Source organism: Paenibacillus sp. sg306046 (assembly GCF_059821225.1).
In genome coordinates this window covers 20,752-36,955 of record NZ_JCAMRT010000005.1, presented here as the reverse complement: position 1 = coordinate 36,955, position 16,204 = coordinate 20,752, and the positions used below count along the sequence as shown (strand labels likewise).

The window sequence follows — 16,204 nt, the reverse complement described above, 5'->3', positions numbered from 1 at the left end:
CGATGGCATTAATGGAGTGTCAGTTTTATTCGGAGACTTTAAAATTATCGACAGCAATGAATGTGATCTTGCCGCAGTCTACCCGCAGTCAAATCGGGCTGACCGGACAAAGCGGCACGGGCAAGCATCCCGTATTGTTTTTGCTGCACGGCCTGTCGGACGACCATACTACCTGGCTGCGCCGGACGTCGATTGAGCGTTATGCGTCCGAGTACGGCCTGGCCATTGTGATGCCGAACGTTCATCGCAGCTTTTACCAGGACATGGCGCACGGCCTCGCCTACTGGACCTTCATCAGCGAGGAGCTGCCCGCGCTGGCGAGAAGCTTTTTCCCGCTGGCTGAGGAGCGGGAGCTTACCTTTGTCGCCGGCTTGTCGATGGGCGGCTACGGGGCCATGCGGCTTGGGCTGACGCATCCGGGTCGTTTCGCGGCGGCGGCCAGCTTATCCGGCGCGCTTGACGTGGCGCGGCTGGCGAAGGAATGGCTGAACCCGGCCGAGGTCGCAGCCATGTTTGGCTCGGCGGACGGCATCGAGGGCAGCCGGGTCGATTTGTTTCATTTGCTCGCAGAGGCACACCAGGCTTCCGGCTCAGGCTTAGCGCTGCCCAAGCTGTATCAATGCTGCGGGACCGAGGATTTCCTGTACGGCGACAACCAGCGTTTCCGTGCAGCGGCGCAGGCGCTGGCTATGGATTATACGTATGAGGAGCATCCCGGCACTCATAACTGGGCGTACTGGGACTTTACGATTCAGCGTGTGCTGGAGTGGCTGCCTCTACCGTCGTCGCAATATAACGGCTAACGGAGCTGGGTGAAATGGACGGGGCTGGCAGCTAGGAAGGGGCATGGAGCATCTGGATGGCAAGTATTTACTGCAAACCTCAGAAGACACGCTCCCGGCAGAAGACGAATAAATCGCAAAAACGACTCGTCGGCATGAGCCAACGGGTCGTATATTTCTTGCTACGCAATACATCTGACTATCACTTGTTTTTCCTTTTATTGAGATATTTATTGATGGAATCGGAAACAATTGATTGAATAAGGAAAACCATACATACAACAATAAATGTAAGGAAAAATTGTTCCTTTGAATTGAATAAACGCAACAGAAAGTAAATGACAACCGCGCTTACAACTATTGTAATAAATCTAATTATTTTTAAACACCGCCCTTATTATGGTCAAGCCCTCTTTTAGTGGACAATATAAAAAGCCCTAGGATGGAAGCGGAGCTGGGACCCAGCGGGGCGGACGATTCGGGTACAAGCCGGGGCAACCTGGAAGGACGTCCAGGACCGGATTAATCCGCATGGCTGGCGGTCAAAGCGATGCAATCGCAAAACGTGTTTGCCGTTGGCGGCTCTATTAGCATTAACGCCCATGGCCGAGACATCCGCCACGGCTCGCTGGTCAAAAGTGTCCAATTATTTCGTCTGCAGACGGCCGACGGCCAGATTCGGCAGGTCAGCCGCTCGGATCAGGCGGAGTGGTTTCCTTATGTGCTCGGAGGCTACGGGCTGTTCGGTTGCGTGTATACATCATGCGTGGAATTTAATAATATCGAACCAAGGTCCTACCTACATGTACCGAGCAATTCGATGATAGCGTATGGATTAAATTACGTGTTTCAATGGGTACGTGCTGTTCTTGTGAACAGCACGTAATGCCCGATGCCTTAGGTAGAATTTTTATGTAACTTTTTTGGTAATTATGGTTTATTGAGCTCAATGGTTGCATAGTCATTGTAATCGCTATTAATGACAGTAACCTGTACAATGCTCATCTCATCGGAAGTGTCACCTTTTTCAGCAGTAGATGTATATGTGCTAGTCCATTGACTTGTTACATTGTTATTGTAGCAGGCCTGTTGATTAACCACTAAATGGTAGAAAAAGAGTCGTCAATCCGGTAAACTGTTTGTACCCCTACAAACGGCCGGAAGGTGACGACTCCATGAAAAAGTCTAACATGATTCAAGCCATTCTACAAACGGTTCTGAAGCCAGAAGAAGTACAAACGATCATCCAGACGGTGGGCTATGTCAATGTAGCGCGAAAATTCACCGTCTATCACTTGCTTCAATATTGGGTAGCTGCAGCCAGCGAAGAATGGTCTGGGTATCGTTATGGTGCGGATCATGCCGCTCGCAGTGGTCTCACGCCCGTCCACTATTCCAGTTTTTCTGGAAAAGCCGCCGATGTGCCATTTGCTGTGTTTAAACAAGGTTTTCAACTGCTTGTTGGCAAATGCAACCGGGAAACCCGGCGAAAACTGGCATTTCCAAAGGAGCTGCTGCTGCTGGATTCGACGACCATGACCGTGGGAAAAACCCGGCTGCCTGGGGCTCCTTATCACGGAGAGCGAGCTGCAGTGAAACTGCATGTCGCTCTCCGTGCTCAAAATGGACAACCTGTGGAGGTTACGGAAACGATTGGCGCCAAGCATGATGGACCGGTCTGCGAATCATTGGAAAATCCTGATTATATTAGGGTTATGGATCGCGCCTATGGAAAACTGGAGCGCCTGGATCGTTATAAACAAGAAGGGCAGTTCTTTGTCATCCGGCTTCGTGACAACATCCACTTCGAAAAACCGTATGCCCTGCGGCGTCAAACTGTTGCCGACTCCTCCATTATTAGGGATATTACCTGCCAACTCGGAACCCCACAATGTCGGTCGAAGCTACGTCACCGTGTGGTCATCTTTCATGATTTTGAGGGCAGAGAAATTCGCGTTGTGACCGATTTGATGGGAGTGTCGCCGGAACAAATTGCCCTGATCTATAAAGCACGCTGGCAAATCGAAGTGTTTTTTCGCTGGATCAAGCAGCACGTCAACATCCCGACGTTGTTTGGCACAACCGAAAATGCGGTCTATGGCCAGCTGTTCTCCGCGCTGATCGTATTTGTACTCTTCAAATGGTTGTTCGACGGCGCAAAACGGGCATTTCCTCGTCATGCAGATCTCACGTTAGTTCGGTTCACCCGTTTACTTCTTCTTGGTGAACTCCCGATTGAATGGATCATGAGCATAGATCGTCTGCTCTCAACCGATTTTGCTCCCAATACAGTGACATATTCTGGTTAATCAACAGGCCTGCTAACATTTCTTTCTATAGTATGGATAATACGAAATTGGGAGAAGTCATTATAGATGGAGATTTTAAAGAGGGGACTCAACAATTTACAACTAGTGGAACAGGGGATTTTTCTAACTATTCCAATACAATACTGACTATTGGTGCCCTGAATAACAGAATCATAAAGCACTAAACAATCATTGATTTTTCAGCCACATCCCCAGCAAGAAAGTGCTGTTTAGCGAGGTACAGTCCCTTTTATACTGAGTAATACGACTATTGGACTGAAAATGCGTGTCCAAGTCGTGAATCGTTGGAGGAGTCGTGCATACGCACGGCTTTCTTTTTCATTCAGCAGGGTACTACTTCAAGTTAGTACTACATCCAGCGTCAGGAGCAGGTTAAACTGAAGGGGTGACGTTGGAAACGGAAGGATGCTGGGGCGATGAAAAAAAGCTTGGCGCTGCTGCTGCTCGCGATTTTGTGCGCCTGGCAGTATGTTCGAACAGACACGCCTGATCAGGACCCGTTTCTGATCACGGATTACAGTCGCCTGCATCCGGTGAAGGTGGAGAAGGTGGCAGTCGGCCGCGAGGAGGAGCAGCTGGTTCGGCTGCTGAAGGAAGCGCGTGAGCGGAAGCTGACCGTGTCGATCGCGGGGCAGCGGCACAGCCAGGGCGGACATACCTATTACAAGGATGGCATCGTGCTGGATATGACTTCGTTTAACCGGATTTTGGAGCTGGACCCGGCGGGGCGGACGATTCGGGTACAAGCCGGGGCAACCTGGAAGGACGTCCAGGACCGGATTAATCCGCATGGCTTGGCGGTCAAAGCGATGCAGTCGCAAAACGTGTTTACCGTCGGCGGCTCGATCAGCATTAATGCCCACGGCCGGGACATTCGCCATGGCTCGCTGATCGAAAGTGTCCAATCATTTCGTCTGCTGACGGCCGACGGCCAGATCCGGCAGGTCAGCCGCACGGAGCAAGCGGAGTGGTTTCCTTATGTGCTCGGAGGCTACGGGCTGTTCGGCATCATTCTCGACGTGACCTTGTCGTTGACGGAGAACGAGGTGTACCGGACGGCGATGCAGCGCGTGCAGGTGCATGATTATCCCGCCTATTTCGCCCGCGAGGTGCAGGCTGACCCGGCTGTGCGTATGCATCTGGCACGGATTTCGGTGGCGCCGGACTCCTTTCTTGCCGACATGTACGCGATTAACTACAGGACGGATGCGTCGCTTCCTCTTCAGGCGTACAATACGCTAACCAACCGCGAAGCATGGGTTGTTCCGGCGAAGCTGGCCTTTCAGCTGAACCGGATGTCCGACTGGGGCAAAAATCAGTTCTGGAGCTGGCAGGAGACGTATTTCGCCGCTCAGCAGGGCGCGATCATTAGCCGCAATAATGCGATGCGCTCGGAGTCGGCTTTTATGGCGTATCAGACGCCGGGCCGGAATGATCTGCTGCAGGAATATTTCATTCCGCCGGATCAATTTGCCGGCTTTGTTCACAACCTGCGGACGGTGCTGCGGGAGGAGGAGATGAACCTGCTGAACATTACGGTCCGTTATGTAAGCCGGGATGAAGAGGCGGTGCTTTCCTACGCCACAGAGGATGCGTTTGCGCTTGTCTGTCTGTTTCACGTACCGCTGAACGATGCAGCTCAGCTGCGGTTCAAGCAATCGGTCCAGCGCGTGCTCGACGAGGTGATCCGCCATCGAGGCTCCTATTATTTGCCGTATGCCGCGTATCCGAGCCAGGAGCAGTTCGAGCAGGCGTACCCGCGCCACCGCCAGTTTTTCGAGCAGAAGGATCGGCTGGACCCGGAGCATCTGTTTATGAACAGCTTTTATCAACAATACAAGGGAGAGCGGGGATGGAGATGAAATGGCTGATCAGGTCCCAGAGCATCGTTACGCTGGCGGCGGGGATGATTTATCCGTATTACTTGCTTTTCTTGAAAAATCTTGGCAACAGCTACAGCAAATACGGATTGGCGTTTGCGGTGTTTACGATCAGCTCAGCGGCCGTGTCCCATTGGCTCGGCGGCCGGCTGGACCGGCACAGCCGCATGCTGCTGCTGACCGGCTCTCTGGGGATGATGCTGGTTATGCTCGCTTTTCCGTGGGTGCAATCGTTTGGGGTCGTGGTCGTGCTTCAACTGGTCATGGGGATCTGCAGCGCCATGCAAAAAATGAGCGAGCGTGCTCTGCTGGCCGACCACACGGAACCGGGCGCGCGGGGAGAAGCGATGGGCACATACCATTTCTGGACGTCCGCTGCGTCTGGCTTCGCGGTGTTGGTCGGCGGATTTCTGCTCGACTGGCTGACGATTCACGCTTTGTTTTATATGAGCGCCATGCTTTATGGGATCAGCTCGTGGATCGTATGGAAGGGGGCCGTCCGGGAGAAGGGGCGGATAATCTGATCAGAAGCCCTTCGTCACCATCAGGTACAAGACAACAATCGGCAGCAAGGACGAGATCGTGCCGAACACGGCCCACAGCTTTGAAGCCCGCATATATGTCTCGGACATGCTCCCTTGCTCCACGCTTGCGGCGCTGTGGCGAATCATGGCCCGCTGCAAAGGAAGCAAAACACCAATCCATATCATACCGGACACCGCAAACAGTACCAGCGAAGCCATAAGCCAGTTAAAGCCTCCCGTCAACCAATTCGCCTGAACGGCCATAACCATTCCCGAAACAACAAGGAGAGCAAGTCCCGGCAATGTAAATACATAATCGGCCAGCATCACATTGCGAGCAGCGCTATGGATAACCGTCGGATTTTTCCCGGCATCTGCGCGGAGCTTCCAGAAGGCCGCCGTACTGATATTGCCGACAAACATGACAACGCCTACAAGATGCAGAACAAGCCACATACTCATGAGACTACACCCTTTCATTGAATGTTATTGTTGTTTCTTCAGCATCCCGATGATGAACTCAGATATGCCGTCTGCCGAAAAGGAAGGCTCGGAGGCGTTCAAGGAAGAGCGTACGCGTAATCCAAGTGATAACAGCACGAACAGCTCGGCCATGCGGAGGGCGTCAACGGATTCCTCAATGACACCGCTCGCTTGGCCGGTCGTGATCCAGTTCTCCGAGTATTCGAGGGTTGAAGCATAAAAAATCTGAAGCGCCTCCGCTACAGCCGGATCATTGTCCTTCCCGAGCAAATAGATTAAAATCTTGTTGGTTATTTCCCGGCCATCGGCAAGCAGCTGCAAATTGGCGGAAATGGTTTTCATCGGACCATCGAAGCTTCGCACGGCATTTTTCTCCACTTCCCGAGTGAAGCTGGAATTTAACTCGTCAAGCCGCTCCTTGAGAATCCAGGCGAATATTTCATCCTTCGTCTTGACATAATGGAAAATGGCCCCCTTGGAAAGGCCCGATTGCTCCATGATGTCTTTCATCGTAATCAGGCTGCAGCTTTTTTCCCGAAGCAGCTGCTCTGTCGCATCAAGCAATTGCCGAATGGTTTGCTTTCTGCGATCTTCGTTTTTCATCGTATTCCCCCGTTCCTCTAGTCTGCATGCATAGACTTAGATTGAATCCTTAGATTTAATATACAAACAAACCGTCGGTTTGTAAAGTTGAAATTGGTTTGGTCGATGATTACAGAAACTTATTTCGGTACAGCTTGATAAATTCTCTGTTCAAGTGGTAAAATGAAAAAAGGGAACTAGCGTTCCTATTTAGGGCTTTAGGGGCCTAACCCGCTTGGAAGGAAGGGACAAGCATGACCTACGACCGGTACTCCGAAGTAGACGGAGTCATTGCTTATATTCATGAATGCTTGGCCGAGCCGCTGCTGCTTGACCGTCTGGCCAGCTATGCGGGCTACAGCCCTTACCATTTTACGCGGATTTTCAAAGAAAAAACGGGGATGTCCCCGCTATACTACGTTTCTTCGTTACGGCTGCAGAAGGCCAAGGATTTGCTGCTGCGCACCAAGCTGAGCATTCGTGACGTTGGACTGGAAATCGGCCAGCAAAGTCTTGGCACGTTCACCTCGCGGTTTACCGCGCGAGTGGGCATATCGCCTGCCCAGTTCCGCAGCTCCACGGAGCAGACAACTCACGCGTTGCGTTCCTTGCAGCAGCTCGGCGACTGGCGCGAGCGGCATCCGCTGGCCGATGCGCACGCTTACGCAAGAGTGGAGGGCAGCGTGGAAACCGAGGTGCCGTTTCAGGGATTTATTTTACTGGGCTTATTCGCCAAGCCAATCCCTGAAGGGCTGCCTTTGTACGGCACGCTGCTGTCCTCCACAGGACATTTTGTGCTGCACGGCGTCAAGCCGGGGACCTATTATTTGCTGGCGACCTCGATTTCGTGGAAGATGAGGGCGATGGATATTTTGCTGCCTCAAGCCACCCTGCGCACCCGCTCCAAAGCCCCCATTGAGGTCAAGCCGTTTTCCAAGGTTCCACCCCAGCAGGTCAAGCTGTTTTTGCCTCGAATTGACGATCCGCCGATTCTGATTTCCCTGCCTGTACTGATGAATAATTTCTTGAACCGGACGACCCGACACCAGACGGGCAAGAGCTTGTAGCCGGCGGCCGGGCTGCAGCACGGGCGACAGCTGCAGCCGAGTGCGGTCCTGCCCGGTTTTTTCGGGGCTTGTGTTCAGCGGAAGGAAGCTCAAGCCGACTGTTCGCCGCTTGCCCGGCTGCGTCACCCGCTACGCTGCTGCCGTCTCGCGCGTCGCAGCAGGCGAAGGAAATACGGCGCGCCGATGATGGCGGCCATGATGCCGACCGGGATTTCGCGCGGCACGATCAGGATGCGTCCAAGGCAGTCGCCGAGCAGCATCAGGTCAGCGCCGAGCACGGCTGCCAGCGGGACCAGCCACTGATGGCGGCCGCCGACCAGGCTGCGCGCCATATGAGGCGCGATCAGGCCGACGAAGCCGATTGCGCCGACAGCTGAGACCGAGATGCCGGACAAAGCGACGGCAAGCAGCAGCAGCCAGAACCGTTCGCGAATGACCCGCAGGCCAAGCGCCGTTCCCATAGCATCGCCGAGCTGGAAGACGTTCAGCTTGGCAAAGCCGCTCCAGGCTAGAGGGAGCAGCACCAGCATCCACGGCAGCAAGGTATACACCTCGCGCCAGCCCCGGCTCCACAGGCTGCCCGACAGCCAGAGCAGCGCCATATTGATATTTGTAGGATTGGTGATGATCAAGTATTGCGTTCCCGCCTGGAACAGCGCGCCGAGCGCGACGCCGACCAGCGCCAGCGAGGACGGAGACAGCGTCAATTTTCGGCTCAGCAGCAGCAGTAGGGCGAAGGCGGCGAGTGCTCCGCCAAACGCGGCCAGCGGCAGCACAAACGCAGGCGACTTGGGAAACAGGAAAATGGTAGCCGCCGCCGTTAGTCCGGCTCCTTTCGTAATGCCGATCACATCGGGACTAGCCAGCGGATTGCGGATAACGCTTTGCAAAATGACGCCGCCGACGGCCAACCCCGCGCCAGCCAGTATACCGACGAGAATACGCGGGAGCCGTACCTCGTGAACGATAAAATACGACCCGCTGGCTGTGTCCGTCAAGCCGGTGAGGATGCCTGCGGGCGGGATAGGCACGGTGCCCGCGCCCAGGGAGACGATTGCCAGCACAATGAGGATCAGGCTGGCTGAGCTGAGCAGAATGAATGGCTTCATGCGGCGCTCCTCCTGTTCCGGCGGGCCAAATAGATGAAAAACGGCGCGCCGATTGCCGACGTCACTATCCCGACAGGGGATTCGAACGGAAAGGCGATCAGGCGGCTGAGCAAATCCGCATACACAAGCAGTACCCCGCCCAGCAGACCGGTCAGCGGCACAAGCACGGCAAGCTGCTGGCCGACAAGCGCGCGGGCGATATGCGGCACGATCAGGCAGATGAAGCCGATCGGCCCGCAGATCGCAACCGAAGCTCCGGCCAGCACGATGACGAGCAGCAGAGCGGCCAGCCGCACCATGGCGACGTGCTGGCCGAGTCCGGCCGCCACCTCGTCGTCCATCAGCAGCAGCCGAAACGACGGCAGCAGCCAGCCGAGCAGCGCCAGTCCGCCGATGAAAAACGGCAGCAGCATACGCACCTCCGGCCAGCCTGCATGATTGACGGAGCCGACCAGCCAGAACATCATACTTTCAGTGGAATATTGATTCAGAATAATAAAGCCTTCTGTTAACGACGACAACAGGAAGTGGACGGTGATGCCAGCCAGCGCCAGCCGGACATGCTGACCCGGTCCGCTACCCGACGATAACGACCAGACGAGCAGCGCACCTGCGGCAGCGCCGAGGAAGGCGAGCAGCATTGTACCGGCCAGCGATAAGACCGAGGCAAATACAAGCCCGGCGACGACGGCCAGCGCCGCTCCTGCATTGATGCCGAAAATATGCGGCGAGGCCAGCGGGTTTTTCGTCGCCAGCTGGGTAAGCAGCCCGGCCAGAGCCAGTGCGATGCCGACGAGACAGGCCGTCAGCGTGCGCGGCAGACGCAGCGTCTGGATGTACAGATGGACCTTGTCGTGCCCGCGGCCCATAAGCGCATCCGCTAAAGCCGACCAGGATACTTGAGCTTGTCCGAGCTTGAGACTCCACAGCAAGCCCTCAGCCAGCAACAGCCCCGACATACAAAAAAGGAAGAGCAGATACCCGAATCGGCTCTGCTTCCCTTGTTGGTTACTTGTATGCATTATTTGGACCCAAGCTGCTTCACGATATCTTCGGCAATTTTCTCAGAGCCGAGCATGCCGCGTGACAGGGACCAGTCGCGTCGTTCTACCGTAAATACCCGGTTATTGGCAACCGCGTCGATTTTTTTCCAAAGCGGATTTGTTTCCCATTCATTTACAATCGTTGTTTTATCCGTCGGCATCAGGAACAGCGCCTGCGGGTTCGTTTCGACCAGCTGCTCCAGCGTCAGCTGCGGGTAAGCCGCGTTGTTGGCCAGCGGGTCGGTGAAGCCGAGCATGTGAACCATCGAGCCGCTGTAGGAGTGGTCCGAATGGCCGTAGAAGCCCTTCGGGTTTACAACAGCCGGCAGCACAGTAAGCTTTGCTTGCTTCAGCTTTTGCTTCACCTGCTCCATTTTATCCTGATGCTCCTTCAACCGTTTCTGGCCTGCGGCTTCCTGGCCGACAGCCTTAGCCGTAATCATATAGTTTTTCAGCATCTGGTCGTAATCTGCCTGAAAATCATTCAGCACAAGCACCGGAGCGATTGCTTTCAGCTGCGCCAGCGCATTTTTATGCTTGTTGAGATCGGCGATGATCAGGTCCGGCTTCAGCGAGCTGATCAGCTCAATATTCGGCTCGTAACGGGAGCCTACCGAGGTGTACGATTTCAGCTGGCTTTTGACGGCATCCATGAACAGGTCCGGGCTGCTGTCGTCGGCGATGCCAACAGGCTGAACGCCGAGCGTGACGAGCATATCGGTGAAGCTGAAATCCATTGTGACGATCCGTTCCGGTTTTTTCGGAAGCGTGAGCGAGCCTTGCGCGTCCTCGACGGTAACGGAGCCGCCTGCGGCGGCAGGAGCCGGTGTCGGGCTTGAAGGCGCTGCTCCGGACGGGCTGGCTGGAGCCTGACCGCAAGCGGCCAAACTGAAGATGACCATCAAAAGAAAAGAGAGACGGAGTGTACGGTTGATCCAAAGCTGCATAATAACTTCCCCCTGATAATGATAATTGTTCTCACGTTATTGTAGCTATCAGAGCGAAAATAGACCATGTTTAATTTTACGATTAGGCATGTTATATTTTTAGATTTCGTGCAGCCTGCGCTGGTATTCCGTAGGTGAACAGCCCGTTTCTTGTTTGAAAATGCGGCTGAAATGAAAATAATCGGCAAATCCCGTCTGCAGCGCAATTTCCTTGGCTGGCAAGCGGGTTTGGCTGAACATTTGCTTGGCTTTCTCAATCCGCAGGCTGCGCAGGTAGTGAGTCATGGTCATACCTGTATGTTTTTTGAACAACACAGTGAAATGCCCCTCGCTCATTCCGGCCCGGCCAGCGAGCATCGGTAACGTTAGCTTGAGCATATAATGCTCCTTCATATACGATAACGTATCTTCAAGGGTGGCGGAGCGGGCCTTCTGTTCCTGTGTCATTCGGGTTTCGGCCATGAAAATAAATAAAATCCGCTCCATAATGAGCCGTTTGCGCACCTGCTGGATCGCTTCCTCCTCGGCGGAGTCAGGATGAATATCTTCGAACGTACGCAGCAGCTCGTCCAGCATATATTGAATTTTGACCTCGCTGTGCGTCCGCAGCAATCCGGCAAGTGTCCATGCACTGCTCTCCGGATAGACGCGGTAGGTGATGATGACATAATCGGTTTTTTTCGTCCGGGGAACCTGCAGCGTCAGCGGGCCGCGCCCGGACGGGCAAGCATATCCCTGGGTGACGATAACAGGCGGTCCGGCTTCCGGCGTGACGGTCAAGTGGCCGCGCAGCATGACGATCAGACGGTGGCTGTCAACTGCGCCTTCAATGATGCGGGAGCTATCGCCCGAGCCGATCTGTTCCACAACAGGGAGCATCGTAGCAAGTTGAAGGAAATCCATAAGCAGCAGCCCTTTCTGTGGAAAGTCGCGCGGATCAGGGCCACGCCCCGATCCGTCTCTGGATTGATCTTGACACAGCAGCGGTCAGGAGGCAAGCCTGCGGACCGTCTGTTTGCAGACAAAGCACGAAAAAAATCCGGCTCGGAGCCGGATTTTGGTAACGACGAAATATAAGCTTGCATATATGGGAATTATGTGATAATTTAATAAATAAATCCAATCACTATCCTGTAGCTTTCGTGTAGGAAGCATGCCGGAACGGAGCTATAAGAGATTGCGCGGAGGAACCGCCTGCACCATGCCTGCCCGGCATGGTCGGGCGGTTTTTTGTCTGTAAGGCTGGAGGAGTGGGCATTGACGATGCAACAGAGGCAGATCGGCATTCAGATTGGCGGGCTGTTGGCCGGCCGCTACAAAATTATAGGCTCGCTGGGCCACGGCGGGACGAGCCGGGTGCTGCTGGCGGAGGATGAAAAGCTGCCTGGCAAGCGGTGGGCCGTGAAGGAGCTGCAGCTTGAAGCCGCTTCGGATGGGGAACGAGGGAGGCGAAGCGCTAAGGAGGAGTCGGCCGTCCGGCAGGCCATGCTGGATGAGGCCGATACGATGAGCCGTCTTGCCCATCCGAGCTTGCCGGACATTGTCGATATGGTGCCGTTGAATGCGGACGGCTTCTTGTATCTGGTGATGGATTATATTGAAGGTGAAACGTTGCAGGAACGGTTCAGGCGGCTTGGCGGCGTGATGACGGCGGAGGCCGTTGTCGAGCTGGCCTTGCAATTGTGCGGCTTGCTTCATTATTTGCACACCTCAGGTCCTCAGCCGGTCATCCACCGGGACTTGAAGCCTGCGAACTTGATGATCGACGCCAACGGACGGGTGCGACTGATTGATTTTGGCACGGCCCGCCGCTTCAAGCCGGATGGAGAAGGAGACACGGTGAATTTGGGGACGATCGGGTTTGCCGCTCCCGAGCAATATGACGGCCGGCAAAGCGATCCGCGCACAGATTTGTACGGCCTGGGCGCGTTGATGTATCACTTGCTGAGCGGCGGCCTGTATGCGTCACCGGTGCAGCCGGGCCGCTCGCGGCAGCCGCTGCCGTCCGGGCTGGAGCCGATTGTCGCGCGGCTGCTGCACCGCGATCCGGCTGCACGTTACGCGTCGGCGCAAGAAACGGCAGCTGCGCTCACCGGCTGGCTTGCAGCACGCAGCAATGCATTCTCCGCTGGCGGCTTGCCGTCCGGTCCGGGCTGGACGCCCCCGCTTGTCATTGCCGTCGGCTCGCTGTATGCGGGCGCTGGCGCAACCTTCGTTGCATTGGCTCTCGTTCGAGCCTTGCAGGAGCTCGGCGTGCCGCATGCGCTGATTGAACCGCCCGCTCCGCAGTCAGAGCTGGCTGCGCTGCTGTTCGCTGTCCGCAACGAGCCGGTTGGCTACCGATATTACGACGAAGCTGCCCGGGCAGGGGTGGCCCGCGTTGACGGCGTGAGCTGGGAATGCGGCTCCACGTTGTGGCTGCCTGCCTCTGATCGGGGATTGTCGCCGACTGGACTGCCGACTGGACTGCCGGTGGCAGGCGCAGCAGTGCCCGGTTCAGCCGAGTCCTCCGGTCCGCTGCAGGAAGCGGGAGGCTGGCTCAAGCTGGTTCATGCGCTGCGCAGGCCAGTGATGATTGTGGATATCGGCGATCGCTGGGAGCAACCGGAAATTGCCGCATTGCTGGAAACAGTCACCGATATCGTGTACGTCGTCGATCCGTTCATTCACAAGCTTCAGCTAAAGGCAAGCGAGCGTCGTCTTGCTCTGCTTTTGGAGGGGCTGCGATCCGGCTGCCGCCGTCATCCGGTTGCCAACAAATGCACCTCCGCCGCAGAGCGGGCAGCGTGGCTGCGGCTGCTGCCGGAGCCGCCTGTTTGCCTGCTCCCGGCGCTGCCAGTGGAACTGCTGGCCGAGGCTGCGTGGAGCGGCCATCTGCCGACAGAGCATCCGCTCATTTGGCCGGTTGTTCGCGATTGCGCACATGGCCTGATTCGTGAACGTCTGCCGGTTGAGGGAGTCAGAGGCCGCCAGACAAGGAAAACGGAGACATCGTTATACCACAAAATCCGCAATTGGTTTTCAATACCAACTGCCGGGGCAGGAAAAGGGGGATCGTCATGATCAATCGTTATCGCTATAGACTGAGAAAAATGGTTCGGGGGCTGCTGCGCAGCTGGCTGCCATACCGGTACACGCCTGCCTGATGAGCTTGAAGAAAAGGAGGAAGCTTTTTGCTGCGTAAGCCGTGGATCATAGGAGCGCTCGGGGCTGTGCTGATGTCAGGCTCGGTCACCGGTTATTGGTATTTCATGAAGCATACCGAAATGTCACTTCATACCATGGAAACGGTCAAGCCTGTGCGGCTGCTGCACAGCGGCGAACAGATCGAGCCGTCCATGCTGCGGATCGTCCGGATTGCGCAGACTGCTCATGACCCGCAAGCTGCTACAGACCCGCGGCAGTTGATCGGGCGGCGTGTTGCGGTGCCGGTTTCCAGTGAGGAGGAGCTGAGCGGCTGGAAGCTGACCGATACAAGGTTGACGCCGCTTGCGCTGGAGCGATACTTCAGCTTCAAGACAGACGCGGTGGCGAACGTCAATAATATGGTGCGGCGGGGCGACCGTGTCGATGTCTGGATTGAATTTGACCAGCCCCGGCTGGTGGAGACAGGAGCTTCGTCACCGCTGGGCATCGGCGCGGTCAAGATCATCGAGCGGTTGCCGGTGACCAGCGTCAAAACGACGGAAGGCGTTGAGGTGGCCGATGTCGGAGCGGTTGAAGCGATCATGCTGTCTGATCGGCAATCGCTGCAGGCAGCCCGGTCGCGGCCCAACGGCAAGCCGGAAACGAACACGTACATGATGAGTGACGAAGTGTATGAAGCGTTTGTACTCGGCCGGATCGCCGGTACGGTCAAGCTGGCCCTGCCCGATTTGAGCTCGCCGGAAGGCCGCGAGGGTGACGGCAGGGTGACAGAGCTGTTTACGCTGCTGAAGGCGGCAAATGCGTTTACGGTGAGAAAGGAACCGGTGCGCCTGGACGCGGAGCTGTCCGCTGCCCAGATGAAGCCTGCCGATACGTCGATCCAGACACCGGCAGCGGCGGAAGCGGCATTGCCCGCGTCACGGTCGGCAAGCCGGCCAGCTCCGGCGACAGGGAACTCCAATTAGCGACAGCTGTCGGGCAGAACCTTATTTAAGGGAAACGAGAGGAGAATGAACGATGAAAGCATTACTGGCCATGCCGCCGGAACGTGATGGAAGCCTGCTATCCCCGCATGCAGCTTTTCAGGAGCAGCAGCGCAGCGGCAGTGGACTTGTGCTGGTGAATAACCGGGAAGCGCTGCTGGCCCGTCTCGATGACCCGTTTGACGCTATAGCGGTGCATGCGGGCATCTGGGCGGATCGTTTTCCGTGGGAGTGGATGCCGATGCTGCGTCGTCAGCTGCCGCATGTACGGCTGATGGTTGCGCAGGACGAGGCGGTGTTTGATTCGTTTTTGATGGAGGCCGTATGTCGGCTTGGCGAGGCGCTGGATATTGTGGTGCTGCCGGCCGGGCTCGTCGGAAGTGCGGTGATGCGCGCTTTTCACCGCTTTGCGGCAGGTCAGGAGCCTTACGTGGAAGCGGGCGGCCAACTCGTCGGGATGGACCGTGGCGGAACAGGCGCAGTTATCGCGGTCTGGTCAGCGTCAGCCAAGGACGGGGCGACAACCGTCGCCGTCAACACAGCGCTTGCGCTTGCGTCCCGGAGCCAGCAGCGCATAGGTCTGATCGACGCCAATCTCCGCAACCCGGAGCTTCATACGTGTCTCGGCTTGCCGATCAGCATGGCGTCAGCCTTCTCGCTGCGGGCCAGGCTGCAGACGCAGCGGCTGACGCCGGATGACCTGCTCGGCGCCTGCAGGGGACATAGGCAGCATCGCAACCTGCAGGTGCTTACAGGCTCGCCCCGCCGGGATACGGCGGCGGACATGACCCCTGAGATGATGGAGCATCTGCTGGCAGCGGCACGCCGGGCCTTCGATCTGACCGTCGTCGACATCAACGGTTGTCCCGACAACGCTGCGACAATTTGCGCTGTGCGGGAAGCGGATGAGCGCTGGCTGGTCGTTCAGAACCGGTATGCGTCTTATCGCGCGGGCTGGGGCGATTGGTTTGCCTGCTTCTGGTCGTATTGCGGACTAAAGCCGCAGGATGTGTCGCTGGTCGTTAACCGCACCGCCCCGGCCGAAAAGCCGGAGCGCATCGCCGACTATTTGGGGATGAAGCTGGCAGTGGCGCTGCCCAATGTGCCAGGCGGCCTCGGACTTCGCGCTGCAGACGAAGGTTTGCCGCTTTATGGCCGTCCGGAAGCAGATGCATTTTCCACTCAGATTGATCGGCTCGCGGCAACCGTGGTTCAGCCCGTCGAGGAAGTCCGGGCCGGGGCGTTGCCTGAAGCCCGGCTACGGCCCAAAATCGGATGGTTTAGCCGGCTGACGACACATTTGGGCTGAATGGGAAGGAGGAGGGTA

15 protein-coding genes are annotated in these 16,204 nt (G+C 56.3%); 9 read left to right on the top strand and 6 right to left on the bottom strand.

The genetic code is table 11. The features are described 5' to 3' along the window. Positions 1–2: 2 nt before the first annotated feature. From AC6ROY_RS06550 to AC6ROY_RS06530, 5 genes are all read left to right on the top strand, one after another. Complete coding sequence (locus AC6ROY_RS06550) at positions 3–803, top strand: alpha/beta hydrolase (RefSeq protein WP_500099352.1); 801 nt, start codon at positions 3–5, stop codon at positions 801–803. Between the two features lie 529 nt (positions 804–1,332). Further along, the gene (locus tag AC6ROY_RS06545) at positions 1,333–1,668 is read left to right on the top strand and encodes a hypothetical protein (protein ID WP_500099351.1); all 336 of its coding nucleotides are present in this window, start codon (positions 1,333–1,335) and stop codon (positions 1,666–1,668) included. A gap of 289 nt (positions 1,669–1,957) precedes the next feature. Beyond that, positions 1,958–3,091 (top strand): IS4 family transposase, encoded by a 1,134-nt coding sequence (locus AC6ROY_RS06540; protein ID WP_500099349.1) that lies wholly within the window; start codon positions 1,958–1,960, stop codon positions 3,089–3,091. Between the two features lie 437 nt (positions 3,092–3,528). After that, complete coding sequence (locus AC6ROY_RS06535; RefSeq protein ID WP_500099348.1) at positions 3,529–4,974, top strand: FAD-binding oxidoreductase; 1,446 nt, start codon at positions 3,529–3,531, stop codon at positions 4,972–4,974. After that, positions 4,965–5,516, top strand: coding sequence for an MFS transporter (locus AC6ROY_RS06530; RefSeq protein ID WP_500099347.1), 552 nt, complete (start codon positions 4,965–4,967; stop codon positions 5,514–5,516). The genes AC6ROY_RS06535 and AC6ROY_RS06530 overlap by 10 nt, the downstream gene beginning before the upstream one ends. On the opposite strand, the gene AC6ROY_RS06525 is transcribed toward AC6ROY_RS06530, so the two are convergent. Together AC6ROY_RS06525 and AC6ROY_RS06520 are read right to left on the bottom strand one after the other, a co-directional pair. Continuing rightward, entirely contained in the window at positions 5,517–5,978 is a 462-nt protein-coding gene (locus AC6ROY_RS06525; protein WP_500099345.1) for a DUF2269 family protein, read from the bottom strand. It abuts the gene before it with no gap. A gap of 24 nt (positions 5,979–6,002) precedes the next feature. Continuing rightward, the gene (locus AC6ROY_RS06520; RefSeq protein WP_500099343.1) at positions 6,003–6,602 is read right to left on the bottom strand and encodes a TetR/AcrR family transcriptional regulator; all 600 of its coding nucleotides are present in this window, start codon (positions 6,600–6,602) and stop codon (positions 6,003–6,005) included. Positions 6,603–6,835: 233 nt separating this feature from the next. On the opposite strand from AC6ROY_RS06520, the gene AC6ROY_RS06515 reads away from it, so the two are divergent. Beyond that, positions 6,836–7,648: a helix-turn-helix domain-containing protein gene (locus tag AC6ROY_RS06515; RefSeq protein ID WP_500099341.1), complete on the top strand. Its 813-nt coding sequence runs from the start codon at positions 6,836–6,838 to the stop codon at positions 7,646–7,648. 122 nt (positions 7,649–7,770) lie between these two features. Here AC6ROY_RS06515 and AC6ROY_RS06510 read toward each other — a convergent pair whose 3' ends face one another. The 4 genes from AC6ROY_RS06510 to AC6ROY_RS06495 form a co-directional block, all read right to left on the bottom strand. Next, on the bottom strand, positions 7,771–8,757 hold the full coding sequence (locus AC6ROY_RS06510) for a FecCD family ABC transporter permease (protein ID WP_500099340.1): 987 nt from the start codon (positions 8,755–8,757) through the stop codon (positions 7,771–7,773). Next, on the bottom strand, positions 8,754–9,779 hold the full coding sequence (locus AC6ROY_RS06505; RefSeq protein WP_500099338.1) for a FecCD family ABC transporter permease: 1,026 nt from the start codon (positions 9,777–9,779) through the stop codon (positions 8,754–8,756). The genes AC6ROY_RS06510 and AC6ROY_RS06505 overlap by 4 nt, the downstream gene beginning before the upstream one ends. Continuing rightward, a complete protein-coding gene (locus tag AC6ROY_RS06500; protein WP_500099336.1) occupies positions 9,779–10,747 on the bottom strand; it encodes an ABC transporter substrate-binding protein in 969 nt (322 codons plus the stop codon). Before AC6ROY_RS06500 ends, AC6ROY_RS06505 begins: the two co-directional genes overlap by 1 nt. A 99-nt stretch (positions 10,748–10,846) precedes the next feature. Next, positions 10,847–11,650: a helix-turn-helix domain-containing protein gene (locus tag AC6ROY_RS06495; RefSeq protein WP_500099334.1), complete on the bottom strand. Its 804-nt coding sequence runs from the start codon at positions 11,648–11,650 to the stop codon at positions 10,847–10,849. A gap of 360 nt (positions 11,651–12,010) precedes the next feature. On the opposite strand from AC6ROY_RS06495, the gene AC6ROY_RS06490 reads away from it, so the two are divergent. From AC6ROY_RS06490 to AC6ROY_RS06480, 3 genes are all read left to right on the top strand, one after another. Further along, a complete protein-coding gene (locus tag AC6ROY_RS06490; protein WP_500099332.1) occupies positions 12,011–13,810 on the top strand; it encodes a serine/threonine-protein kinase in 1,800 nt (599 codons plus the stop codon). A gap of 110 nt (positions 13,811–13,920) precedes the next feature. Next, positions 13,921–14,859, top strand: a complete 939-nt coding sequence (locus tag AC6ROY_RS06485) for a CpaB family protein (RefSeq protein ID WP_500099330.1) — start codon at positions 13,921–13,923, stop codon at positions 14,857–14,859. Positions 14,860–14,911: 52 nt separating this feature from the next. Continuing rightward, positions 14,912–16,186, top strand: coding sequence for a CpaE/TadZ family protein (locus AC6ROY_RS06480; protein WP_500099328.1), 1,275 nt, complete (start codon positions 14,912–14,914; stop codon positions 16,184–16,186). Positions 16,187–16,204: the final 18 nt, after the last annotated feature.